Consider the following 24,509-nt stretch of genomic DNA (forward strand, 5'->3'; position numbering starts at 1 on the left):
GTTGATTAGTTGATTAAAGGACCGGTGGCACAATGCTGAAGCTAACCGCTTCATCTACGGTCTTTTCGGTTGCCTGATTCTGTGCCACCTGCTGCAGGCGGCTGTCGTACCAGGTCAGAATATCGTAGTACTGACGGATATTCTGCACGTAATGCACCGGTTCTTCGCCCCGGGCAAAGCCGTGTTTGGTGAAGCGATACCAGTTCCGTTTCTGCAGCAGTGGCAGGTGCTCACGGACATCGATCCATTTGTTAGGATCTTTCTTCATATGCTCGGTGATCTTACGGGCATCTTCCAAATGACCATAACCCACGTTGTAGGACGCCAGGGCCATCCAGGTACGGTCCGGTTCCAGAATCTGCTCCGGCATACGGCGAATCAGTTTGGACAGATAGCGGGCACCGCCATAGATACTTTGCTTCGGATCAAGTCGGTTGCTCACGCCCATATCGCTGGCCGTATTCAGGGTCAGCATCATGATGCCACGCACACCCGTTGGCGATTTTGCCCGGGGGCGCCAGTGAGACTCCTGATAACCTGTCGCTGCCAATAGCCGCCAATCCAGATTGTATTTTTCTGCTGCCTGTTTGAAGTGTTTTTCGTATTTGGGCATACGGTTACGGATATGGCGTAAGAAAAGTTGAACACCAACGTAGTTCAGCTCTTCAGTATGACCAAAATAGCGGTCTTTGATCTGAGAAAGCGTGCCATTGGCTTCGATCTGATTAAAAAAGTCCCGGACAGCGTTATAGAGAGTATTGTCACGATGCTTTGGCATCGCCCAAGCCAATTTATGAGGTTCATCAAGGGTGAAGGCTTGTTTGGCCCGTGAGTAATAGGCCTTATTGATATCAAATTCATTGGAATTGATAACCGCGGCATCCAGTTCCTGCTCATGGACCATGCGGATCAGGTCGGTGGCTTCCAGGTCGCTGGTTTCTTTCCAGCTGAGCTTTGGATGTTTCTGCTGAAGTTCCCGCAAGAGCTGCGCATTATTTGTACCGGCAATAACGGCGGTTTGCTTACCGATCAGGTCTTCTATGGTGCGCGGAGTTTTCTTTTTGCGGTTGTAGATCACAACCGGCTGAACATCCATATAACTCTGACTGAAATAGACCTGACTGGTGCGTTCAAGACTGATCTCAAGACCGGCGGCGGCCAGATGGGCATCACCGTTTTCCAGTGACTGATAGATATCCTGAATATCGTGGTTGCTGTCAATTTCCAGCTTTACACCCAGGTGATCAGCAAACATGCTGGCCAGCTCGTACTCAAGGCCTGCGGGACCATCAGAGCCTTCGTAATAGGTGGTGGGCGTATTACGGGTCAGAATCTTAAGAGTGCCGGTTTGCTTAACTTCTTCCAGAACCGTGGGTTGGTTACAGCCAGACAAAGACACCGCCGCCAGCAGCGTCGCTGTGGCTATTGTGAACTTTGTAAAATGTAAAAGAGGCTGTTTTAGCACAGTATTCACCATGTTCTGTAAAAGTGGCGGCAGAGATATTTACCGCTAAATTACCGACTGTCTCACAGAGGAAAAAAGTGTACAGAGACCCATTGTCGCATTTTTTTTGCTTAAAATGACACATCGGATAAACGAAGTATCAAGAAAGTCATCTTCAGATTGGCTTTAAACACAGGGTTTGCAGTATTATTGGCCCCCTCATCATTTCTGCTTTTTTTAACAGAGTAACTGAATTATATCTTTTCCTCCTGTTTAATAGAGTAGAACAAGTTCCGGTTTCCGTTTTTTTTAAAGAGGCTTCTTTTCGTCATGCTTAAATTGCGTGGAGCGCCCGCCCTTTCTGCTTTCCGAACCCGTAAGCTGTTATCTGCCCTGCAAGAGTCAGTTCCAGCGGTTCAGAATGTACACGCTGAGTTCATGCATTTTGCAGAGCTGACCGCTGATCTGACCGCTGAGCAGCAAACGGTTCTTGACCGTATTCTGCGTTACGGCCCCAAGTCTGATCTGCAGGAGCCTTCCGGCACCCTGTTTCTGGTGGTGCCCCGTCCGGGAACCATTTCGCCCTGGTCTTCCAAAGCGACAGATATTGCCCATAACTGCGGCCTGAATGAAATCAGCCGTATTGAACGCGGTATTGCTTACTATATCCAGGCAGAAAATTTATCAGCTACAGATTTGGCGATTGTTAAAGGTCTGTTGCATGACCGCATGACTCAGGCGGTTCTGACCGATCTGGATCAGGCTTCTGGTTTGTTCAGCCATGAAGAACCCCGTCCGCTGACTTCTGTGGATATTCTGGGCCGTGGCCGTCCGGCTCTGGAAGAGGCGAACCAGTCTCTGGGTCTGGCACTGGCAGACGATGAGATCGATTATCTGGTACAAAGTTTCATCGATCTGGGTCGTAACCCGAATGACGTTGAGCTGATGATGTTTGCACAGGCGAACTCTGAGCACTGCCGTCACAAGATCTTCAACGCCAGCTGGACCATTGATGGCGAGCAGCAGGAGAAATCGCTGTTCGGCATGATCAAGAACACCTATGAGCAGAGCCCGACGGATGTTCTTTCTGCTTATAAAGACAACGCCTCTGTGATTGTGGGTCATGAAGCGAACCGCTTCTTCCCGAATCCGGAGACTAAAGAATACGCGAAGCACAACGAGCCGGTTCACCTGCTGATGAAGGTGGAAACCCATAACCACCCAACTGCGATTGCGCCTTTCCCGGGTGCAGCGACAGGCTCCGGTGGTGAGATCCGTGACGAAGGTGCTACCGGCCGTGGTTCCAAGCCAAAAGCAGGTCTGACCGGTTTCACCGTCTCTAACCTGAATATCCCTCAGTTCAACCAGCCTTGGGAAGGCGCTTATGGTAAGCCGGAGCGTATCGTTTCTGCGCTGGATATCATGATCGAAGGTCCTCTGGGTGGTGCCGCATTTAACAACGAATTTGGTCGTCCGAACCTGAACGGTTACTTCCGTACGTTTGAACAGGAAGCGACCGGTGTGAACGGCAACGAGATGTGGGGTTACCACAAGCCGATCATGCTGGCCGGTGGTATGGGTAATATCCGTGCTGACCACGTTGAGAAAGGCGAAATTGAAGTTGGCGCTAAACTGATCGTTCTGGGTGGCCCGGCCATGCTGATCGGTCTGGGTGGCGGCGCGGCGTCTTCTATGGCGACCGGTGCAAGTTCTGAAGATCTGGACTTTGCTTCTGTACAGCGTGAAAACCCTGAGATGGAACGTCGCTGTCAGGAAGTGATCGACCAGTGCTGGCAGCTGGGTGACAAGAACCCGATCAGCTTTATCCACGACGTAGGTGCCGGTGGTCTGTCCAACGCACTGCCGGAACTGGTTAAAGATGGCGAGCGCGGCGGTCAGTTCAATCTGCGTAAAGTGCTGAATGACGAGCCGGGCATGAGCCCGCTGGAAATCTGGTGTAACGAATCTCAGGAACGCTACGTAATGGCGGTTTCTCCTGAGAATCTGGAAGCGTTTGAAGCGATCTGTGCCCGTGAGCGTTGCCCGTTTGCTGTAGTGGGTGAGGCCACTGAAGAGATGCACCTGACCGTTCAGGACACTGTGTTCAGCAATGAGCCGGTTGATCTGCCAATGAGCGTACTGTTCGGCAAGCCGCCTAAGATGCACCGCGAATTTAACCGCGTAAATCCTGAGCTGCCTGAGCTGAAACTGGAAGGCGTTGAGCTGAAAGAAGCCGCTAAGCGTGTTCTGCAGCTGCCGACGGTTGCCAGCAAAAACTTCCTGATCACCATTGGTGACCGTTCCATTACCGGTATGGTGGCCCGTGATCAGATGGTCGGTCCCTGGCAGGTGCCGGTAGCTGATGTTGCCGTAACCACCACCACTCAGGACTCCACCACAGGTGAAGCGATGGCGATGGGCGAGCGTACTCCGCTGGCGCTGATCAACCCGGCTGCTTCTGGTCGTATGGCGGTAGCTGAGGCGATCACCAACCTGGCTGCGGCTCAGATCAACAAGATGGGCGACATTAAGCTGTCGGCTAACTGGATGTCTGCGGCAAGCCACAACGGCGAAAATCAGGCGCTGTTCGACACCGTAAAAGCGGTCGGTATGGAACTGGCTCCTGAGCTGGATATCGCGATTCCGGTGGGTAAGGACTCTATGTCCATGCGTACTGTTTGGGACGATAACGGTGAAGAGAAAGCGGTAACGTCTCCGCTGTCTCTGGTGATTACCGGTTTTGCCCCGGTAGGCGATGCCCGTAAGACCCTGACTCCTGAACTGCGTACTGACAAAGGCGAAACAGACCTGCTGCTGATCGATCTGGGTCGTGGTCAGAACCGTCTGGGCGGTTCTGCACTGGCACAGGTGTTCAATCAGGTCGGTAACGAAGCCCCTGATCTGGATGATGCCGAAGACCTCAAAGCCTTCTTCGCGGTTGTTCAGGGGCTGAACCAGGATGGCAAGCTACTGGCTTACCATGACCGTTCTGACGGTGGTCTGTTCGCGACACTGGCTGAGATGTCTTTTGCCGGTCACACCGGTCTGAATATCAAACTGGATCTGATCGCTGACAGCAATAACGATCAGGACGTACTGGCGGCTCTGTTCAACGAAGAACTGGGCGCTGTAGTACAGATCAAGCGTGATGATTCCGAAGAAGTGCTGGCTCAGTTCCAGGCGGCAGGTCTGGGTGACTGTGTAGCGGTTATCGGTGAGCTGAACGACGAAGACTGGGTACGTTTCACTTATGACGGTGAAGCGGTTCTGGAAAATGCCCGTGTGAACTACCAGCGTAAGTGGAGCGAAACCAGCTACCGCATTCAGGCGCTGCGTGACAACGCGGACTGCGCACTGGAAGAGTTTGAAGGCCTGCTGGATTCCACTAATCCGGGGCTGCACGCTGAACTGACTTACGACGTAAACGACGATATCGCAGCGCCTCTGATCGCTTCCGGCAACCGCCCTAAAGTGGCTATCGTACGTGAGCAGGGTGTTAATGGTCAGATCGAAATGGCTGCAGCCTTCGATCGTGCCGGTTTCGCAGCGGTTGACGTTCACATGAGCGACATTCTGGAAGGTCGTGTCACCCTGGATCAGTTCCGTGGTCTGGTGGCTTGTGGCGGCTTCTCGTACGGTGACGTACTGGGTGCCGGTGAAGGCTGGGCGAAGAGCATTCTGTTCAACGCCACGGCTCGTGAGCAGTTCAGGAACTTCTTCCACCGTGAAGATACCTTCGCGCTGGGCGTATGTAACGGTTGTCAGATGCTGTCTAACCTGCACGAGCTGATTCCGGGTGCTGAGCACTGGCCGCACTTTGTTCGTAACCAGTCTGAGCAGTTTGAAGCCCGTGTTTGTATGGTTGAAGTACAGGACAGCCCGTCTGTGTTCCTGCAGGGCATGGCAGGTTCCCGTATGCCGATCGCTGTGGCACACGGTGAAGGTCACGCTGAGTTTGCAAGCGTCGCAGAGCGTGACGCTCTGATCGAAAGCGGCAAGCTGGCTCTGCGCTATGTGGATAACTACGGCAAGGTGACTGAGACTTATCCGGCGAACCCGAACGGTTCTCCGGCGGGTATCACCGGTCTGACCACTGATGACGGTCGTGTGACCATTATGATGCCGCACCCTGAGCGTGTTTACCGTGCTGTTACCAACTCCTGGGCTCCGGATGAGTGGAGTGAGGATGGTGCCTGGATGCGTATGTTCCGCAACGCACGCGTTTGGGTCGGTTAATACCTGACCCATTCGACACAAAAAAGGCAGCTTCGGCTGCCTTTTTTGCATTTTGAGGATAGTACCTGAAGCCTGTATCAGGCAAAGAAGTAGGTCGGATAAGCGCCGTGGGCGCGCCATCCGACATTGCGGTTTGCAGAGGTGCTTGATTGCATTGGTGTCAGGTGTCAGGTGTCAGGTGTCGGATGACACGCCAATCATCTTCTGCGCCGTTTTATCGTTTCGTTTATGGCGCTTATCCGACCTACATCGAGTGGTGTGATTTTCAAAACAAGGATTCCTGCAGTTGCTCCGGTGCGTCCGGCCAGTGGCTGAATAGGGCGGCATCGGGAATAACCTGATTCAGCTGTTCGGCAAAATAAGCCGCCACTTCCGGTGCGTGGCTGTTGCTGGGGGTGTGCAGAAACATATAGGGCGTGCGGCCTTCCTCGATCCACTGTACGATCTTACCGACCCAGGGCTTGAGGTAGTGCAGGGTGCTCTGCCAGTCTTTGGCGGTGATAAAACGCACCATAGGATTCTGGCCGGTGGCGATGACATGCAGAGGCAGGTTGGGTTTGGCTTTTAACGCTTCCAGCGTGTCTTCATCATCTGCTGGATTCTTAAACAGCGCCCGGGTATCAAACTGGATTCGGTTGATGCTGTGTTCTATCAAAAGCGCATTCAGCTGGCGCTCGGTGTCATCTTTATTGAAAAAGCCGCGGTGACGCACCTCAAGGCTGAAGTTCATCTCCTTTGGCAGCATGCCGACAAACTGTTTCAGCACGCCAAAATGTTGAGGACTAAACGCATCCGGCAGCTGCAGAAAGATCATGCCGAGTTTTTCCTGCAGCAGCGAAAAACGCTCAAGAGCAGTCATCAGTTCTTCGTGCGGCACCTGCAGCAGGCGATCATGGGTAATGGAGCGGGGCAGTTTAAAGCAGAAGCGGAAATGTTCCGGTGTCTGGGCGTACCACTCCTGAACCGTTTGCGCTTCCGGTAAACCGTAGAAGCTGGTATTGCCTTCAACGGAGGAGAAATAGCGGCTGTATCTGCTCAGGGTCGATAACTGACTGCCACCGGACAAAGGCCCCTGTTGCCAGTGTTTGTGATTCCACTGAGATAATCCGATATAGCACTTTGCGCTGGCCGTCATAGCTAAGGTTCTTTTGGCAGATCCGGAGTAAGGTTTTTTGGGCCGTTAACAGGTGCATCAAACAGACTGTTACCACAATGAGGGCAGTGCATCTGATGACCCAGTTCCAATGTTTTATTGTGGATAATCTGGTTTAGATCTTCTTCTGAGATGCCAAACTGCTGACTAAGTCGCGCCAGGGCATGTTTCTCTGTCTCACTGAGATGGCCGTCCTCAAGGGCGTTGACGACTTCGGCTGTCATGGCTGATTTCCGGTTTTGCAGCTCTTCGGAGAAACGGGCGGCTAGCATACCGGCGGGCAGTGCAACGGTTCCGACACCTAAGAGCATGATCATAATAGCCAGAATTTTCCCGCCTGCCGTTACCGGAGTGATATCACCATAGCCAACGGTTGTCAGTGTGACGACCGCCCACCAGATCGCATCTAAAACACTTTTAAAAGCATCAGGCTGGGCCTTGTGTTCCAGCGCGAACATCACGCAGGCGGCAAGGACTACCAGCACCAGTACGGCAAATACAGCAGAAGCCAGTGATGCCAGTTCAGAGCTGACTACCTTCAGAAAAATATCCATGCTGCGGATATAGTGAGACAGTTTCAGAAGACGAAGTAAGCGTAGTAGTCTGAGGTAGCGCAGATCGATACTGATAAACAGAGACAGATAAAAAGGAATAATAACAATAAGATCAATCAGGGCGATGGGGGAAAAAATATAACGCAGCTTGCCTTTAATACCGGGGCCAAATTTGGGGTTTTCGGGACTGATCCAAACCCGCACCAGATATTCGATGGTAAAGATAGCAACAGAGAAAAGTTCAAGAGCATAGAAATAGCCGGCATAGACTTTTCCAATCTCAGGTACGGTTTCCAGAATCACACCTGCCACATTAAGGACAATCAGGGCGATGATAAAGCCGTTGATCAGCTTGCCTGTAAGTGTAAAGGCCTGCTCTCCATCAAGCAGCTGAAAGCAGCGACGGCGAAGTTGGTTTGAGGTCATGGATGTTGCCTTGTGATCTGGTGTCCTTAACCTGATTGTAAAGGAAAAAAGATTAGGATAGTCAGCTATTGCTAATAAACCTCAGTAAAATCACAGGAAAAGTAAGTATCTTTGCTTATAAACGGTATTCAGTCACCGAAATTCAGCTATTCTGCAGTGAGTATATTTTCCGGCGTAAGTCGTCAGCGACAGGGATGAAGGATGTCTTCAATTAAATCAGAATCAGCGGCTCACAAAGTTGTCATGACAGCTTTAGACTGTTTCTCACCAGATAGGTTATTGCCACTTCATACCTCTCTTGAAAGCTGGCGTTTGCAGTTTAATGCGCTGCTGGCCATGCTTCCTCCAGAGAAAACAGTGGCAACACCGGAGGGGGCGCGACAGGCGCTGGCAGGCATTACCACCCGCTTTGTTTCACCGGGACCTGAACTCTTTCGGGTCGAAGATGCTGCTCTTGAATCTACGGATGCGTCTGAAAAATCTCTGCCCCTTAGGCTGTATCAGGCTACAGAGCAGCCGGATACTTTGGTGCTTTTTGTGCATGGGGGTGGTCATATGGCCGGCAGTATTGAGGTTTATGATCCTATCTGCCGCCGACTGGCTAAACAGAGTGGTCAGGCAGTGTTGGCGATGGATTATCCTTTGGCGCCTGAGAATCCCTGGCCTGCTGGCATTGAAAGCGTTGCCGATCTGATGAGACGTTTGCCTGAGGTGCTTGATGAGTTGCAGCTGGCATCCGGTATCAGAGTGGTCATGATGGGGGATTCTGGTGGTGCGGCTATGGCAGCGACGCTTTGTCTGCAGCAACCGGAAACTCTGGCAGGCTATCCGGAGGCCTTGGTTCTGCTTTACCCTAGCCTGGATTACCGCATGCTGGCGGATTCAATACAGCAGTTTTCTGACGGGTATTTTCTGACTGAAGAAAGAATGCGCTGGTACTTTGATCAGTACCTGCAGGGGAAGGCTGATCCGCTTTCCATTTCGCCCCTCGAAATGCCGGTGCCGGCTTATTTCCCCAGAACCTTGCTGATGAGTGCGGGGTACGATCCCCTGAGGGATGAGGCCGGGTATTTCTTCGATAAGTTAGTTGAAGCCGGAGTGGGTGTTGAGGGCGTCTGCTATGAGCAGATGCTACACGCATTCCTGAATCTGGAGTCGCTGGTGCCGGAAGTGTGTGAGCGGGCCTATAACGACATCAGCCGCTTTATAGCGGCTGATTGAGGCGTTGAATGAAGGGGGGGCGGCAGCGTTATGAGCTGCGCTTTTTCTTGCCCTTCTTCACTTCTTTACAACAGACTTTCTGTACAAAGTTGCCGCTGATCTCCAGAGTTTCCAGGCGATATGGACCAAAGCTCATACAAACGGGGGCTTCCGGAATCGCTTCAAGATGCTCAATGATCAGGCCGTTCAGGGTCTTAGGGCCATCAACCGGCAGTGCCCAGTCCAGTGTCTTGTTGATATCGCGGATGCTGGCCGCACCATCGACTTCAAAGTTACCATTGCCGTCCGGCTTGATCTCATCATTGTGACCGCTCATCGGTGAGGTAAAATCACCGACAATCTCTTCCAGAATATCTTCCAGCGTGACAATCCCGAGTACATCACCGTATTCGTCCACAACAATACCGATACGGCGCTTCAGGCGCTGAAAGTTCAGCAGCTGAGTCTGTAAAGGTGTGGTTTCCGGAATAAAGTAAGGCTCGCGGGCTTCTGCCAGCAGGTCTTCCTTTGTTGGCATCTGGCGGGCCATAAAGCGGGATGCATTACGCATATGCAGAATGCCCAGTACGTTGTTCACGTCGCCTTTGTAGAGAATCAGGCGTGTGTGTTCGCAGTTCTGAAGCTGCTCAATAATAGACTCAAGCGGGTCATCCAGATTGATACCCTGTATTTCATGGCGCGGAATCATGATGTCGTTCACGGTCATGGATTCCAGATCCAGAATGCTTAGCAGCATCGTTTTGTGGCGGCGGGGAATCATAGCACCGGCTTCGAGTACAACCGTGCGTAGCTCTTCCGGGGTCAGCTGGTCATTGCTGCTATCGTTCTGGTTTACCCCCATCACTTTCAGTAGCCCGTTGGTAATGGAGTTGACCATAAAGACCAGCGGATACATCAGTTTCAGTAAAGGCGTCAGAAGCAGTGATGCAGGATACGCCACGCGCTCAGGGTGGAGTGCCGCCAGTGTTTTCGGGGTGACCTCAGCAAAAATCAGAATAACCAGAGTTAGCAGAGCAGTGGCGATGGCGATACCGGCATCGCCGTACAGACGAACGGCAATAACCGTGGCGATAGCGGATGCGAGAATATTAACGAAGTTGTTACCGATCAGGATCACGCCAATCAGGCGATCAGGGCGTTCCAATAGTCTGCTGACACGCAGCGCCCCTTTGTCGCGGTTCTTTGCTTTGTGGCTTAACCGATAGCGGTTAAGTGACATCATGCCGGTCTCTGAACTTGAGAAGAAGCCGGAACAGATAATCAGAAAGGCTAAAAGTCCAAATAAAATGCCAAGGGGGGTGTCGTTCAAGAGATCGGGTATCCTGCTTTAATTAAAAACTGACGATTTAACGACTGCTGTGTGACAGCAGCATGACCTCCTTGGGTCGGTATTCGATTAATTCGCCGCGGGTAATGCGCTTCAGCTATCAGTGTTACTGCTTTTTGTTGTCGGCTGCGAAAAATAAGCGCAGCACTACTTTTAAATTTTCTGTCCGGTGTCGTCAAGAGGGTTGCCTGGCCGAGTCAGCTTAGTAAGCCCAATCTCGGGTTAGTTCAGCAAAATTTCAAGCGCCACCTTGCTGCCGAAGTAGCCAAGAACAAGAAGTGTTGCTCCGCCCAACGTCCATCGTACGGCAGTCATACCCCGCCAGCCCAGCCAGCGGTGTCCTGCCAGAAGAATGGCAAAAACCAGCCAGGCCATTAGGGTGAGAACCGTCTTGTGAGCCAGATGCTGAGCAAACAGGTTTTCAATAAAGAGGAAACCGCTGCCGATGGCGATAGTCAGCGCGATGAGTCCGCTACAGATAAGCTCAAACAGCAGGCGTTCCATGGTTTGCAGAGGTGGTAAAACCTGAATAATGCCGCGGGTCTGTTTGTGTTTCAGTTGGTAGTTTTGCAGGGAGACCAGCAATGCCTGACAGGCGGCAATAATGATGAGGCTGTATGCCACCAGAGAGGTCAGAATATGCAGTGTCAGCCCCGGTGCCAAACCGTTGCTCGGCGCTGAAACGGGTCCCCAGATAGCAAAGATGAGTGCCAGCATGGACATCGGAAAGACGCCGATGCTGAGGTTAAGAACCGGTTTTTTAATACTGCTGATCAGTAGCATCAGGCTGATGGTAAAGGTTGCCAATAATCCCATTTCGGTCAGGCCGAGGTGTAGGCCGTCCGGTTGAAATATCGCCAGCCAGACGCTGATTCCGTGATTAAGAATGGCGGCTGCGCCCAAAAGGCGGATCAGGGGTGGGCGATCAGGGGCTTTGCGTTGTAAGGTCAGCAGCTGATAAGTGGCCGCTGCACAGTAGAAAACGATGGCGATCAGAGCTAGTGCGATAGCATCCATAATCTGTCAGTTGTCCCGTCAATTAAGAGCCCGTTGAAAAGGAGCAGGTTGGAGCAAAAAAAGGTACTGGCCTGCCTGAGTGAAACATCAGGAGCTTCCTGATAAAAGAAGGGTAATAGTAACCGATTGCAGATCGCACTGCATCATACCGGGTCCGGATTTGGGTGAGGTTCTTTGTCTCAGAGGGGGGTAAAACAGCCGATTAGGCTTTAAAGCCGATTTGCCCATAGATGGCAGGTGCCTGCGCTGGTTATAATGCCGTCAATTTTGAACCTTGCTTGTCCGGCGTATCTGTTGACGCTGTTGCCGGTAAGAGTTGATGTTGAATGTTTTTCTGCTGTTAAAGCGGCGAGGATGTGTGGATGTTTGAGAACTTAACCGAACGCCTTTCGAAGAGTTTGCGTTCTATTACCGGTCAGGCACGACTGACTGAGGACAACATCAAAGATACCCTGCGTGAAGTACGTAAGGCGCTGTTAGAAGCGGATGTTGCTCTACCGGTTGTTAAAGCTTTTATCGAAAAAGTTAAAGAGCGGGCGGTTGGTCAGGAAGTCAGTAAGAGTCTGAGCCCAGGTCAGCAGTTTGTTAAAATCGTTCAGCAGGAACTTGAACTCATCATGGGGGAAGCGAATGAATCGCTGAACCTAGCGGCAAATCCTCCGGCTGTGATTCTGATGGCAGGTTTGCAGGGTGCGGGTAAAACCACCTCTGTCGCTAAACTGGCGCGTTTCCTGAAAGAGCGTGAGAAAAAGAAAGTTCTGGTTGTTTCTGCTGACGTATATCGCCCTGCGGCGATTAAGCAGCTGGAAACGCTGGCTGGTGAAGTGGAAGCCGAGTTCTTCCCGAGTTCTACCGATCAGAAGCCTCTGGATATTGCGAACGCGGCCATTGCCCACGCTAAGATTCAGTTCTTCGATGTTGTTATTGTCGATACCGCAGGTCGCCTGCACGTTGATGACGACATGATGGGCGAGATTAAAGAGCTGCACGCCGGTATCAATCCTGTGGAAACCTTGTTCGTGGTTGATGCCATGACCGGCCAGGATGCGGCGAATACAGCAAAAGCCTTTGGCGATGCGCTGCCGTTGACCGGTGTGATTCTGACCAAGGCTGATGGTGATGCCCGTGGTGGTGCGGCGCTGTCTGTGCGTCACATTACCGGTAAGCCGATTAAGTTTATGGGTATGGGCGAGAAGGTTGATGCCCTTGAGCCATTCCACCCGGATCGTGTTGCTTCCCGTATTCTGGGCATGGGCGACATTCTGTCTCTGATTGAAGAAGCAGAGCAGAAGATCGATAAAGAAAAAGCGGAAAAGCTGGCCAAGAAAGTTAAGAAGGGCAAGGGCTTTGACCTGGAAGACTTCCGCGACCAGATCCAGCAGATGAAGAGCATGGGTGGAATGTCTGGCCTAATGGATAAGTTGCCGGGCATGGGGCAGATTGCGGAAGTGGCTAAAAACGGTGCCGCTGAGAAAGAGATGGGCAAGCTGGAAGCGCTGATCAACTCGATGACGCCTCAGGAGCGGCAGAAACCGGATATGATTTCTGGCTCCCGCAAGCGTCGTATCTGTGCCGGCTCCGGTCTTCAGATTCAGGATCTGAACCGTCTGCTGAAACAGCATAAGCAGATGCAGAAAATGATGAAAAAGATGGGTGGTAAAGGTGGCATGTCAAAAATGATGCGTGGTCTGGGTGGTATGTTGCCTCCGGGTATGGGCGGCGGCGGTATGCCTCCACGTTTCTGATATATCCATAGCGCCCTTCAGATAAGGGGCTGTGGCAGGAAAAGGTCTGATTCGTCAGGCCTTTTTTACTTGATTGTTTAGTTGTTGATATGACAATGCTTGCAATTAAGTTTTTTAAATCATGAGGTTACCTGTGTATCCTCTTGCTGATCTGCAGCTTTAGTGTGATTTTTACGCAAATTGTTGCAGAAAATGGTGCTACAGACTTGCGTTTAGTTTGTGTAAGCCTACAATAGCGCGCACATTTTCAGACTGACATTTCTGCTCGGCCCGGTGAAAATCGCGGTTGCGGTGGAATATTGTGCTTTTGTGGTTCCAAAAGTCGGTGTTTTCCCTTAGAATATGCCGCCTTTCGGGCTGAAAGGCCGTAAATGAAAGTCTGTAGCGAAATTTTGAGAACTCCGAACATAGGATAAAAAGGCAATGGTAACCATTCGTCTTGCTCGCGGTGGCTCTAAGAAGCGCCCGTTCTATCACTTGACTGTAACTAACTCTCGTAGCGCCCGTAACGGTCGTTTCATCGAGCGTGTTGGTTTCTTCAATCCACTGGCAAAAGGCCAGGAAGAGCGTCTGCGCGTTGATCTTGAGCGTGTAGAACACTGGAAAGCTCAGGGTGCAACTATCTCTGATCGTGTTGCTCAGCTGCTGAAAGACGCTGCTAAGTAATTTCTGATTCTTCGGAACTCAGAACCAGTATGACGCTATTACAGCTATTCTTAGTTGTTAATTAGTGGTTGTAGTTTGAACACCGAGTCTGGCTATTAGCTATCTAATGCCGGTCTGGGTGAATTGAGAGAATAAGTCAGGCTTATGTCAGATCCAAAAGATTTTGTAGTCCTCGGTAGAATTACAAGTCCTTTTGGTATTCAGGGCTGGGTTAAGGTTTATTCTTTTACCGATCCTATGGACGGTATCTTCCAGTATAAAAAGTGGTCTTTGTGGAAAGATGACAAGCCAATTGGTGAGTTTGAGGTCGCAAAGGGCAAAAAACACGGTAAGGGTCTTGTTGCCCGTCTGAAGGTCGTTACTGATCGTAATGGTGCTGAAGAGATGTGTGGCTGCGAAATTCGCATGCCAAAAGACGCATTGCCTGAACTGGAAGATGGTGATTACTACTGGCACCAATTAGAGGGGCTGAAGGTAATCACAACCGAAGATGTAGTTCTGGGTTCGGTTGATTACCTGCTGGAGACCGGCGCAAATGATGTGCTGGTAGTGAAGGCAACACCGGAAAGTCTTGATGACGCAGAGCGTCTGATTCCTTATCTGGTGGATCAGGTAGTCAAAGAGGTCAATCTCAGCGACGGCATTGTGCTTGTTGACTGGGATCCTGACTTCTGAGCTGGTTAAAGCAATGAAACCGGTGCTTTTAAAAGAGATTAAACTGTGTGGTTAGGCGTTGTATCCCTGTTTCCGGGGATGTTTGATGCGGTCACCGAATACGGTGTCACCGGGCGGGCAGTTAAAAAAGAACTGCTATCGCTTGAATTCTGGAATCCTCGTGATTTCGCAACAGATAAACACCGCACAGTCGATGATCGCCCTTATGGCGGTGGTCCTGGCATGCTGATGAAAGTTCAGCCTTTGCGCGATGCTATTTTAGCCGCCAAAGAAAAAGCCGGGCCTGATGCCAAGGTGATCTATATGTCTCCCCAAGGACGTCCCCTCGATCAGGAAGGTGTACGTGAGCTGTCTCAGCGCGACCGCATGGTTATTGTTGCGGGTCGTTATGAAGGCATCGACGAGCGCGTGGTGGAGACATTAATAGATGAAGAGTGGTCAATCGGTGATTACGTTCTGAGCGGTGGTGAACTAGCTGCTTTGACCCTCATCGATTCAGTATCACGGTTGGTTCCCGGTGTTCTCGGACATGAAGACTCTGCTGAAGAGGATTCTTTTTCGGATGGACTGCTGGACTGTCCGCACTATACAAGACCTGAACAGGTTGATGATCTTGAAGTGCCGGATGTTCTGCTGAGCGGGAATCACGAAGCCATTCGTCGGTGGCGCCTCCAGCAATCTCTGGGCCGAACCTGGTTAAGGCGGCCGGATTTGTTGGAAAAGGTCGACCTGGACGATGAGCGCCAGGCATTGTTGGAAGAATTCATCCGCAATCATGACGGTTCGCGCTAATGCGCAAGTCGAGCGGCTTAAATCTAGGAGCGAGCTAATGAGCAGCAAAAATACAGTAATTCAGGCTCTTGAAGCCGAACAAATGAGCAAAGAAGTTCCTGCGTTTGCACCAGGTGACACTGTTGTTGTTCAGGTTAAAGTAAAAGAAGGCAACCGTGAGCGTCTGCAGGCGTTCGAAGGTGTTGTTCTGGGTAAGCGTAATCGTGGTCTGAACTCTGCGTTCACTGTGCGTAAAATTTCTCACGGTGTTGGCGTTGAGCGTACTTTCCAGGTTTACAGCCCACTGGTAGACAGCATTTCTGTTAAGCGTCGTGGTGACGTTCGTCAGGCTAAACTGTACTACCTGCGTGAACTGAGCGGTAAAGCTGCACGTATTAAAGAAAAGCTGTCCTGATTCGCTAAGATCAGTTCGACTTGCTGAAAAAACGGGTAACCTTTCGGGGTTGCCCGTTTTTTTATGTCTGATGTTTATGTGGTTGTGGGTCAGAGGTGTATGCCGTGAGTAATGAGCGGACATCTGATGCGTTAATTCAGGGCTATCTGGATTATCTGATTCTGGAAAAAGGTCTTAGCCGCAATACGCAGTTGGCCTACCGGCGTGATCTTAAGCATTTGGTGTTGTGGCTGACAGAGCCTGAATGTTTCCTGCGCAAGGAAAGCAGCAAAAGGGCTGTTTGTCATGAAGCCTTGCTGGTTGAGCTGAATACGGAGCAGTTAAGCCGGTTTCGGGAGGATTGCGATAAAGCGGGACTGGATAAGCGTTCTGTCGCCCGGATTATCAGTGCCATCAAAGGCTTCTACTACTGGCTGATGGATGAAGAACGGGTCGAGCTGAATCCGGTGAGTCTGCTGCCTAAAGTGAAGGCTGATAAAAAGCTGCCGTCGGTTCTGTCCGAAGAGCAGGTGGAGGCGCTTTTGAACCAGCCGGATCGTTCCGATCCGACTCAGGCCCGTGATCATTGTATGCTGGAGTTGCTGTATGCTACGGGGCTTCGGGTTTCGGAGCTTGTCAGTCTGACCGCAGGTCAGGTGAGTCTGCAGCAGGGGGTTGTCCGGGTTACCGGTAAAGGACAGAAAGAACGTCTGATCCCGTTGGGGGAGATCGCTTTGGATGAACTGAGTTTGTATTGGCAGGATATCCGACCTTCTTTGCCGGGATTTAAGGAGAGTGACACTGCGCTTTTCCCCAGCCGCAAAGGTGGTTGTATGACGCGCCAGGCGTTCTGGTATCGTATTCACAAGTACGCTGTCGAGGCTGGCTTGCCAGAAAGTCTTTCCCCTCATCAGTTGCGGCATGCTTTTGCGACTCATCTTTTGAACCATGGCGCAGACCTACGGTCGGTACAGTTGCTGTTAGGTCACTCCAGTGTGACAACGACTCAGATTTACACGCATGTGGCGAATCAACGCTTAAAGCAGCTTTATCAGGCACATCATCCGAGAGCCTGATTGATGAATAGGGCTCGTATTAGTCGGTTGACGGTTAAGGCTGGCTAAGGTTTGATGTAGCGCTTTATGGAACATTCCCACAGGTAGTGGGTCACAGGGAAACATTGTGCTGTTCGGTTTGCTTTGAGATTGATGTTTGCGCCCCTTCGGTACAGCGTATTTCAGGTTCAGGATATCTATTATGGAAACACGGTCTATGAAAGTACTGTCACGTCTGCTTCCGGGCAGCCAATCTCTGCTTGTGCTCGGCCTTATGCTGGTTGCTGCCTTATTTTCCTTTTCTGCGCAGGCCGCGACGCCGGAAGAGGTGATTCTGAAAAAACTGGAAGGGGCTGGCCCCAGTATTCCGGTAGATGAGATTCGGCCGTCTCTTATTGAGTCTATCTACGAAGTTAAGCTAAAGAGCGGAGAAGTGCTCTACAGCACGGCCGATGGTAGTTATATCTTTACTGGCGATCTGTATCAGGTTGCGCCCCAGGGCTTTAAAAATATCTCTGAAGAGCGCCGTATGAGTGCCCGTGCGACTGAGATCAGTAATCTTGATGAGTCTGAAATGATCGTTTTTCCCGCTAAAGGTGAGAAAAAAGGACAAATAACAGTCTTTACGGATATCGATTGTGTCTACTGTCGCAAGCTGCATAAAGAAGTTTCTGAGCTGAATGAACTGGGCGTTACCGTGCGCTATCTGGGCTTCCCTCGTGCGGGTATCGGGTCCGGCTCTTACTATTCCATGGTTTCTGTCTGGTGTGCCGAGAACCAACAGCACGCAATGACGCGAGCAAAGTTAGGCGAATCTATTGAAGAAAAACAATGTGAGAATCCGATTGCTGATCAGTACCGTCTGGGGCAAAAGTTAGGCGTCCAGGGTACGCCGGCTATTTTCCTTGAGGATGGTCGTCTGTTGCCGGGATATATGCCCGCCAAGCGTCTGGCAACGGCACTGGGGATCACGTTGTAACTCCATTTAAATCATCGGTTAGCTTGAACACCCCGGAAGAATTTCCGGGGTGTTTTTATTTCAGAGCCTGTCATCGAAGTTTTTTTGGAAAATACCGAAGGCATTTGCTTTTTCAGGCATCAGACTTGGTTTTTCTCAGCTCTAAAAAGCGCTAAGATGTTGGGTTCTAAACAGGCAGTTGCTGTTTGTCTATTGTTTTAACCGAGTGTTTTAACTAACAAGCTGCACGCGCTGATAAGAGGATATGCTGAAACAGGCATACCAGTCGTTTATGCAAGAACAGGTAAGAGGGTATCGTATTGAAACCGGTAAAAGTGGGTGTATGTGGTTTAGGTACTGTAGGTAGCGGTACAGTTAATGTTTTGATCCGCAATGCTGAAGAGATTGCCCGTCGTACTGGTCGCCCTATTATTGTTGAGCAGATTGGTGCCCGTCGTGACAATCCGGCCTGTGACACCACAGGTATTGATGTAACCCGCGATATTTTTGATGTGGTTAACAACCCGGAAATCGATGTGGTTGTTGAACTGATCGGTGGTTACGATGTTGCCCGTGAGCTGGTGATGAAGGCGATTGAAAACGGCAAGCATGTCGTGACCGCCAACAAAGCACTGATAGCTGTCCACGGTAACGAAATTTTTGAAGCGGCCAAAGCGAAAGGCGTTGTGGTTGCGTTTGAATCTGCGGTTGCCGGTGGTATTCCGGTTATTAAAGGGATTCGCGAAGGTCTGGCGGCCAACAAGATTAACTGGCTGGCTGGCATCATCAACGGCACCGGCAACTATATCATGACTCAGATGCGTGATTATGGCCGTGATTTTGCCGATGTACTGGCAGAAGCACAGGAGCTGGGTTATGCCGAAGCGGATCCGACCTTTGATGTTGAAGGTATCGACGCAGCACACAAACTGACCATTCTGGGCTCCGTTGCCTTTGGTATCCCGCTGCAGTTTGATAAGGCTTACACCGAAGGCATCAGCAAAATTACGCCGCTGGATATCGAGCAGGCTGATGAACTGGGTTATGTGATTAAACATCTGGGTATCGCCCGTCGTTCGAAAGAAGGTGTTGAACTGCGTGTTCACCCGACTCTGATTCCGAAGGATCGTCTGATCGCCAATGTGCACGGCGTTCTGAACGCGGTTATGGTACACGGTGATGCCGTAGGCCCGACCATGTATTACGGTCCGGGTGCCGGTGCTGAACCGACCGCATCTTCTGTCATTGCTGATATTGTTGATGTTGCACGGGGTATGAGCACCGATTATGCCGATCGCGTTCCTCCGCTGGGCTTTACTCAGGATACCCTGGACGCTGAAGCACCGATTCTGTCTATGGATGATGTCTCTACGGCTTACTATGTTCGCCTGCAGGCGGTTGACCGTCCGGGTGTACTGGCCCGTGTGGCCACTATTCTGAGCGACAAAGGCATCAGCATCGAAGCGATCATCCAGAAAGAAGATAAAGAGAGCGAGATGGTGCCGATCATCTTTATGACGCACCTGTGTCAGGAACTGCAGATGAACGAAGCGATTCGCGAGATCGAATCTCTGGTGGATATCTGTGGTGAAGTGGTACGCATCCGCGTCGAAGATCTGGATAGCTGATTTAAGCTCCGGACTATTGCTCTGAGCAACTGAACCGAAAAAGTCCGGCACCTTACCCCGGTGCCGGATCATAACCGTCCCGTACCCTATCGGGCCGTTATAAACCTGAATACGAGAATCTCACCGTGCGTTATATCAGTACTCGTGGCCAAGCGCCCGCCCTTAACTTTGAAGATGTTGTTCTGACCGGTCTGGCCAGCGATGGTGGCCTTTATGTGCCTGAAACGATTCCGCAGTTTTCTGAGGAAGAGATCGCTTCATGGGCGGGACTGTCCTACACCGAAATCGCCTACAAAGTGATGCACGCTTTTATCGGTGATGAGATTCCTGCTGATACGCTGAAAAGCATGATTGAAGATACCTATGGCACCTTCAAACATGATGCGGTAACACCACTGAAACAGCTGGACAGCAATCACTACCTGCTGGAGCTGTTCCACGGCCCGACGCTGGCCTTTAAAGATGTGGCGTTGCAGATGCTGGGCCGCCTGCTGGATCATTTTCTGGGTAAGCGTAACGAACATGCGGTGATTATGGGCGCAACCTCCGGCGATACCGGTTCTGCTGCCATTGAAGGTTGTAAGCCGTGCGAGCATGTGGATATCTTTATTCTGCACCCTTACAACCGTGTATCTGAAGTACAGCGTCGTCAGATGACTACCGTGCTGGCCGATAACGTATTTAACATCGCTGTGGAAGGTAACTTCGACGATTGTCAGGCGATTGTGAAAGACAGCTTCAACAATCAGGGCTTCCTGGGTGGCAATACCCGTCTGGTAGCGGTGAACTCCATTAACTGGGCACGCATTATGGCTCAGGTGGTGTACTACTTTGTTTCCGCAGTGGCGGTTGGTGCTCCGGGCCGTAAAGTCTCTTTCAGTGTACCGTCTGCTAACTTTGGTGATGTTTTTGCCGGTTATATCGCTTACAAAATGGGCCTGCCGGTGAATCAGTTTGTGGTGGCAACCAACGCTAACGACATTCTGCACCGCGTCATCAGCAAGAACGATTTCAGCAAACAGCCGCTGTTGCATACCTTGTCGCCAAGTATGGATATTGTGGTATCCAGCAACTTTGAGCGTCTGCTGTTTGATCTGTACGACAACGACGGTGCAGCCGTGGAAGATCTGCTGAAACGCTTTAACAACGAGCCGGTTCAGATCGAACAGGCCCGCTGGGACAAAGCCCGTGAGCTGTTCGACAGTCTGAGTGTGGATGACGAAACCACCATCGAAGTGATCAAAGAAGCCTTTGAGCGCACCGGTGAGCTGCTGGATCCGCACACTGCAACCGGCTATCGCGCTGCAGAAACCTGCAATCGTGATAAGTCCGTACCTATGATCACGCTGGCTACAGCGCATCCGGCTAAATTCGAAGATGCGATCGTCAAAGCGGGTTTTGAAGGTGCGCCTCTGCCGCCGCATATGGCCGATCTGCTGAAGCGTGAAGAGCGTTTCTCGGTACTGCCAGCAGACGCTGAGACTATTCAAAAGTTTGTGGTTGAGAACAAGCGTTAAGCGGAATTATTCTGCTTTCTCGCGGTATATAAAGGGAGCTTTGCTCCCTTTATTTTTATTGATGACGTAATGAGGACCAATTGTGGAGCAAAGTAAAAAGCCATCCAGGCTGACAATGATCCGTTGGGTTGGCTGGTATAGCCTTTGGACCAGCTTTCTGCTGATGCTGGTTTTTAGCCGATATGCTGTCTACATGGATTTTCCTAGTAGTATTCTGGGATGGTCCTACCTGACAACGACATGGATCGGGCATGGCTTTTTTCTGACGCTGTTGTTTTTCCCTCTATTACTGCTTATCGCGTTATTGATACCAAAGAAGCCCTTTATCCTGACGATCGGTGTTCTTCTGTCCAGCCTGAGCATCGCCTTAGTGATTTTGGATACCCTGGTATTTGATCAGTACCGTTTCCATATCAACGGGTTCGTTATCAGTCTGTTAATTAACGATACGGACGGTCAGATCTTTGACTTCTCAATCACCTCTCAGCTGATGGCTTTGGCTGGAGTGGGTGCTATTGTGGGTATTCAGTTTCTGGTGGCAAAGGTGCTGTTTGATCGATTACCGAGCCATCCGCGATTACGTTATGTCATGCCGTCAATGTTTATGATGATTTTGGCGAGCCATGGTATTCATGCTTATGCCGACGCACTTTACAAATTTGATGTCACCAAACAGGCGCGCTTTTTTCCTGTGCACTTTCCGACGACTGCGCAAAAACAGTTTGCAAAATGGGGTGTCAGTGACCCGGAAGCTGCTGAGAAGGCGCGCTTATTAAAAGTCGGCAGCGGTTTGCTGGACTATCCGAAAAAACCGTTGCAGTGTGTTGGTAGCAAAACGAAGAAAAACATCCTCCTGATCGCCGTTGATTCTTGGCGTTATGACACTGCTAATGATCTGACATCTCCGAATGTGGCCCGGTTTGCTGATCGCTATGGAACCCGGTTCGTTAACCACTATAGTGGTGGTAATGGCACCCGGACAGGGGTTTTCAGCCTGTTTTACGGTATACCCGGTACCTATTGGGATGCTATGAAATCCAGTGCAACGCCTCCGGTACTGATTCAGGAGTTGCAAAAGCAGGATTATGATCTTGGTATTTTTGCCAATGCCAGGCTTACAAGTCCCGCATTTGATAAAACGGTGTTTTCCTCTGTGCCCGGCTTGAGAACAGAAACTGATGCACCTTCATCTTCTCTCAGGGACATTAAATTGACTGATGAGTGGCTGGAGTGGTTGGATAATCAGCAACATGGTGAGCAACCCTTCTTTGGTTTTCTTTTTTATGATGCCCCTCACTCATATAGCGCTCCGGAAGGTTATCCGGAAATATTTACGCCAGCCTGGAAAGAAGTTAATTACCTTAAGCTCAATAATGACTTTGACCCGAAACCCTATCTGAACCGTTATAAGAATGCGGTTCACTTTACGGATAGTCAGATTGGTCGTGTGCTTGATGATCTGGAGTCCCGGGGGCTGCTTGAAAACACGCTCGTTGTGATAACTGCAGATCATGGGCAGGAGTTTAATGACCTGAAGAAAAATTACTGGGGACATGGAGGTAATTTTTCTGATGCTCAGGTTAAGGTCCCTATGATTGTTGCTGGCGAAGGCTTTCCTAAAGGTGGCTCTGTCGATAAAACAACAAGTCACTTTGATCTGGTTCCGACAATGCTCCAGGGGCCCATGGGTTGTGAAAACTCTCCGAGAGATTTCAGTAGTGGTCACCATTTACTTGAGCATGAAGGCCGGAATTGGGTTATAGCGGGCTCTGTAACTAACTATGGCGTTATCCAGCAAGATAAAATAACGGTGACTTATCACTCAGGGCAATATGAAGTGGTCACACCTAAGTATGACCCTCTGGGTAGTGATGAACTCGATATCAAGGTGATGAGTGAAGTGATGAAAGAGATTGGCCGTTTTTATAAATGATGCTGCGAACTGAGTTTCAGCCAAGAAAGCTCAACCCCGAAGTACTTAGGCAAGCAGAGAGTTTAGGTCTGAACCCTCTATTGGCAAGAATTCTTGCCGGTCGCATTCGGAGTGAGGGTGTTAATTTGTCAGGGATCGTTCAGCCTGCTTTGAAGCATATCCCGCGCCCGACATTGTTGAAAGATTGTGAAAAAGCAGCTCAACGTCTGGCACATGCGGTGATTGACGGTGAACAGATAGGCCTTTTAACCGATTATGATGTGGATGGTATTACATCTCATGTGGTGCTTTATCGGGCTCTGACGGAGTTTTTTCGGGTGTCACCCGATAAAATTCATAGCCTGATTGGGCACCGGATTAATGATGGTTATGGCGTCAGTGCAGGGCTTATTGCCCGCATCCTGGAGCAGGGAGTTCTGCCGGATCTGATTATCACTGCGGATTGTGGTTCCAGTGATGAGTCCCGATTGGCTCTGCTTAAACAAGCTGGCATCGACGTCATCGTGACTGATCACCATGCGTTGCCGGAAGAGGGACCGCCGGCTTCTGCTTATGCGGTTGTTAATCCGACACAAAGTGATTGTGATTATCCCGATACGACCATTGCGGGTTGTATGGTGAGCTGGTTGGTTATGGCGCAGCTACGTGATCAGCTGATCCGACAGCAATGGCTACCCATGGAAGCACCTAAATTGGGCGGGCTGCTTAGCTATGTAGCCCTTGGAACGGTAGCTGATTGTGTTTCATTGGGAGACAGTGCCGTAAACAGAGCTGTTGTATATAACGGGTTGTCGCTTATCAATCGTTTTGATCTGCCTTGCTGGCGTGCGATTAGAAAGTTGCTCCGTAAAGAAAACGAGTTTTTTGATGCTGGAACCTTGGGTTTCCAGCTTGGCCCAAGAATTAATGCTCGCGGGCGGCTGGATGATCCTTATGCGGCATTGCATTACATGTTGGCGCTTACCGATCATCAGGCAGAGCATTATCTTGCGATTCTGGATCAGGATAATGAAGATCGAAAAGCGATTGAGCAGGAGATGGTTCAGGATGCGTTTCATCGGATTCAGCCCCAGCTGAATAAAGATTATCAGGGGCTCTCGGTTTTTCTGGAAAATGGTCATGCTGGCGTTCAGGGTATTGTTGCTTCACGAATTACTCAGAAGACTGGTAAACCTTGCGTGGTCATGTGCCCAGCGCTGAATCCGGATCATCTTTCAGGCTCAGCCAGAAGCGTTGAGGGCATCCATATTCGGGATATCCTGCAGCAGGTGCATGATTCAGATCAGGATTTGTTAGTAAAATTTGGCGGGCATCGCGGTGCAGCAGGATTAACACTGAACAAAAAGAGGCTTGATGATTTCTCCTGGCGCTTCAATAAGAGCGTTTCCGAAGCGTTGCAGGGAGTATTTTTACAACCTGTTGTAAAAATAGACGCAACGTTACAGGCAGAAGAGGTCACAGAAGAAACCTGGGGGATTTTGCAGACTTTACAGCCTTTTGGCCGAGAGTTTGAGCAGCCGTGCTTCTCCGGACATTTTTTAGTTGAGCAAATGAAAGCGGTCGGTGCGGACCAAAGCCATCTGCAAATATTACTGAGTAATCCCGAAAAAAGCTGCTCGCTTAAAGCGATCTGGTTTAGAGCCTTATCAGCTCAACAGCAGGTAGACTTTGCTGAAGGGGATCTTATTGAAGTGGCTTTTCAGATGAATCTAAATGAGTTCAGAGGAAGGCGATCAATACAGCTTCTGATCGAATATGCGAGGCTGGCAGCCTGATTCTAATGTTTTGT

18 protein-coding genes are annotated in these 24,509 nt (G+C 50.5%); 13 read left to right on the forward strand and 5 right to left on the reverse strand.

Translation table 11 applies throughout. The annotated features are described in order from the left end of the window. Nucleotides 1-13: 13 nt before the first annotated feature. Nucleotides 14-1,477: a membrane-bound lytic murein transglycosylase MltF gene (gene mltF, locus AC4GL5_RS10125; protein ID WP_490382662.1), complete on the reverse strand. Its 1,464-nt coding sequence runs from the start codon at nt 1,475-1,477 to the stop codon at nt 14-16. Nucleotides 1,478-1,774: 297 nt separating this feature from the next. Here mltF and purL point away from each other — a divergent pair, with 297 nt between their 5' ends. Then, complete coding sequence (gene purL / locus AC4GL5_RS10130; protein WP_490382663.1) at nt 1,775-5,680, forward strand: phosphoribosylformylglycinamidine synthase; 3,906 nt, start codon at nt 1,775-1,777, stop codon at nt 5,678-5,680. Nucleotides 5,681-5,945: 265 nt separating this feature from the next. Here the strand turns inward: purL and AC4GL5_RS10135 are convergent, their stop codons facing one another. Further along, complete coding sequence (locus tag AC4GL5_RS10135) at nt 5,946-6,815, reverse strand: DUF72 domain-containing protein (protein WP_490382664.1); 870 nt, start codon at nt 6,813-6,815, stop codon at nt 5,946-5,948. A 2-nt stretch (nt 6,816-6,817) separates the two neighbouring features. Further along, nucleotides 6,818-7,813 carry a potassium channel family protein gene (locus tag AC4GL5_RS10140; RefSeq protein ID WP_490382665.1) on the reverse strand — a complete coding sequence of 332 codons (996 nt, stop codon included), beginning with the start codon at nt 7,811-7,813 and terminating at the stop codon, nt 6,818-6,820. Nucleotides 7,814-8,014: 201 nt separating this feature from the next. Here AC4GL5_RS10140 and AC4GL5_RS10145 point away from each other — a divergent pair, with 201 nt between their 5' ends. Beyond that, on the forward strand, nt 8,015-9,034 hold the full coding sequence (locus tag AC4GL5_RS10145; RefSeq protein ID WP_490382666.1) for an alpha/beta hydrolase: 1,020 nt from the start codon (nt 8,015-8,017) through the stop codon (nt 9,032-9,034). A gap of 28 nt (nt 9,035-9,062) precedes the next feature. On the opposite strand, the gene AC4GL5_RS10150 is transcribed toward AC4GL5_RS10145, so the two are convergent. Both AC4GL5_RS10150 and AC4GL5_RS10155 read right to left on the reverse strand, forming a co-directional pair. Next, complete coding sequence (locus AC4GL5_RS10150) at nt 9,063-10,343, reverse strand: HlyC/CorC family transporter (RefSeq protein ID WP_490382667.1); 1,281 nt, start codon at nt 10,341-10,343, stop codon at nt 9,063-9,065. Between the two features lie 240 nt (nt 10,344-10,583). Then, nucleotides 10,584-11,378, reverse strand: coding sequence for a cytochrome C assembly family protein (locus tag AC4GL5_RS10155; RefSeq protein ID WP_490382668.1), 795 nt, complete (start codon nt 11,376-11,378; stop codon nt 10,584-10,586). Between the two features lie 362 nt (nt 11,379-11,740). Between AC4GL5_RS10155 and ffh the strand changes: the two genes are divergently transcribed. The 11 genes from ffh (at nt 11,741) to recJ (ending at nt 24,495) form a co-directional block, all read left to right on the forward strand. Next, entirely contained in the window at nt 11,741-13,123 is a 1,383-nt protein-coding gene (gene ffh / locus AC4GL5_RS10160; RefSeq protein ID WP_490382669.1) for a signal recognition particle protein, read from the forward strand. Nucleotides 13,124-13,546: 423 nt separating this feature from the next. Beyond that, nucleotides 13,547-13,789 carry a 30S ribosomal protein S16 gene (gene rpsP / locus AC4GL5_RS10165; RefSeq protein ID WP_490382670.1) on the forward strand — a complete coding sequence of 81 codons (243 nt, stop codon included), beginning with the start codon at nt 13,547-13,549 and terminating at the stop codon, nt 13,787-13,789. A gap of 144 nt (nt 13,790-13,933) precedes the next feature. Continuing rightward, nucleotides 13,934-14,464, forward strand: coding sequence for a ribosome maturation factor RimM (gene rimM, locus AC4GL5_RS10170; protein ID WP_490382671.1), 531 nt, complete (start codon nt 13,934-13,936; stop codon nt 14,462-14,464). A 45-nt stretch (nt 14,465-14,509) separates the two neighbouring features. Next, a complete protein-coding gene (gene trmD, locus AC4GL5_RS10175; protein WP_086481035.1) occupies nt 14,510-15,256 on the forward strand; it encodes a tRNA (guanosine(37)-N1)-methyltransferase TrmD in 747 nt (248 codons plus the stop codon). A gap of 37 nt (nt 15,257-15,293) precedes the next feature. Continuing rightward, nucleotides 15,294-15,650, forward strand: a complete 357-nt coding sequence (rplS, locus tag AC4GL5_RS10180) for a 50S ribosomal protein L19 (protein ID WP_077243221.1) — start codon at nt 15,294-15,296, stop codon at nt 15,648-15,650. A gap of 104 nt (nt 15,651-15,754) precedes the next feature. Next, complete coding sequence (gene xerD, locus AC4GL5_RS10185) at nt 15,755-16,705, forward strand: site-specific tyrosine recombinase XerD (protein ID WP_490382672.1); 951 nt, start codon at nt 15,755-15,757, stop codon at nt 16,703-16,705. 181 nt (nt 16,706-16,886) lie between these two features. Continuing rightward, complete coding sequence (locus AC4GL5_RS10190) at nt 16,887-17,663, forward strand: thioredoxin fold domain-containing protein (protein ID WP_490382673.1); 777 nt, start codon at nt 16,887-16,889, stop codon at nt 17,661-17,663. Between the two features lie 299 nt (nt 17,664-17,962). After that, a complete protein-coding gene (locus tag AC4GL5_RS10195) occupies nt 17,963-19,270 on the forward strand; it encodes a homoserine dehydrogenase (protein WP_490382674.1) in 1,308 nt (435 codons plus the stop codon). A gap of 125 nt (nt 19,271-19,395) precedes the next feature. After that, the gene (thrC, locus tag AC4GL5_RS10200; protein WP_490382675.1) at nt 19,396-20,787 is read left to right on the forward strand and encodes a threonine synthase; all 1,392 of its coding nucleotides are present in this window, start codon (nt 19,396-19,398) and stop codon (nt 20,785-20,787) included. A gap of 115 nt (nt 20,788-20,902) precedes the next feature. After that, complete coding sequence (locus AC4GL5_RS10205; RefSeq protein ID WP_490382676.1) at nt 20,903-22,720, forward strand: DUF3413 domain-containing protein; 1,818 nt, start codon at nt 20,903-20,905, stop codon at nt 22,718-22,720. Further along, a complete protein-coding gene (gene recJ / locus AC4GL5_RS10210; RefSeq protein WP_490382677.1) occupies nt 22,717-24,495 on the forward strand; it encodes a single-stranded-DNA-specific exonuclease RecJ in 1,779 nt (592 codons plus the stop codon). The genes AC4GL5_RS10205 and recJ overlap by 4 nt, the downstream gene beginning before the upstream one ends. The last annotated feature ends 14 nt before the right edge of the window (nt 24,496-24,509 follow it).

Source organism: Oceanospirillum sp. (assembly GCF_982874595.1).

Bases quoted from the DNA above. Each gene is read 5' to 3' on its own strand.
- mltF (WP_490382662.1), bottom strand. From the start codon at position 1,477: ATGGTGAATACTGTGCTAAAACAGCCTCTTTTACATTTTACAAAGTTC.
- purL (WP_490382663.1), top strand. From the start codon at position 1,775: ATGCTTAAATTGCGTGGAGCGCCCGCCCTTTCTGCTTTCCGAACCCGT.
- AC4GL5_RS10135 (WP_490382664.1), bottom strand. From the start codon at position 6,815: ATGACGGCCAGCGCAAAGTGCTATATCGGATTATCTCAGTGGAATCAC.
- AC4GL5_RS10140 (WP_490382665.1), bottom strand. From the start codon at position 7,813: ATGACCTCAAACCAACTTCGCCGTCGCTGCTTTCAGCTGCTTGATGGA.
- AC4GL5_RS10145 (WP_490382666.1), top strand. From the start codon at position 8,015: ATGTCTTCAATTAAATCAGAATCAGCGGCTCACAAAGTTGTCATGACA.
- AC4GL5_RS10155 (WP_490382668.1), bottom strand. From the start codon at position 11,378: ATGGATGCTATCGCACTAGCTCTGATCGCCATCGTTTTCTACTGTGCA.
- ffh (WP_490382669.1), top strand. From the start codon at position 11,741: ATGTTTGAGAACTTAACCGAACGCCTTTCGAAGAGTTTGCGTTCTATT.
- rpsP (WP_490382670.1), top strand. From the start codon at position 13,547: ATGGTAACCATTCGTCTTGCTCGCGGTGGCTCTAAGAAGCGCCCGTTC.
- rimM (WP_490382671.1), top strand. From the start codon at position 13,934: ATGTCAGATCCAAAAGATTTTGTAGTCCTCGGTAGAATTACAAGTCCT.
- rplS (WP_077243221.1), top strand. From the start codon at position 15,294: ATGAGCAGCAAAAATACAGTAATTCAGGCTCTTGAAGCCGAACAAATG.
- AC4GL5_RS10190 (WP_490382673.1), top strand. From the start codon at position 16,887: ATGGAAACACGGTCTATGAAAGTACTGTCACGTCTGCTTCCGGGCAGC.
- AC4GL5_RS10205 (WP_490382676.1), top strand. From the start codon at position 20,903: ATGATCCGTTGGGTTGGCTGGTATAGCCTTTGGACCAGCTTTCTGCTG.
- recJ (WP_490382677.1), top strand. From the start codon at position 22,717: ATGATGCTGCGAACTGAGTTTCAGCCAAGAAAGCTCAACCCCGAAGTA.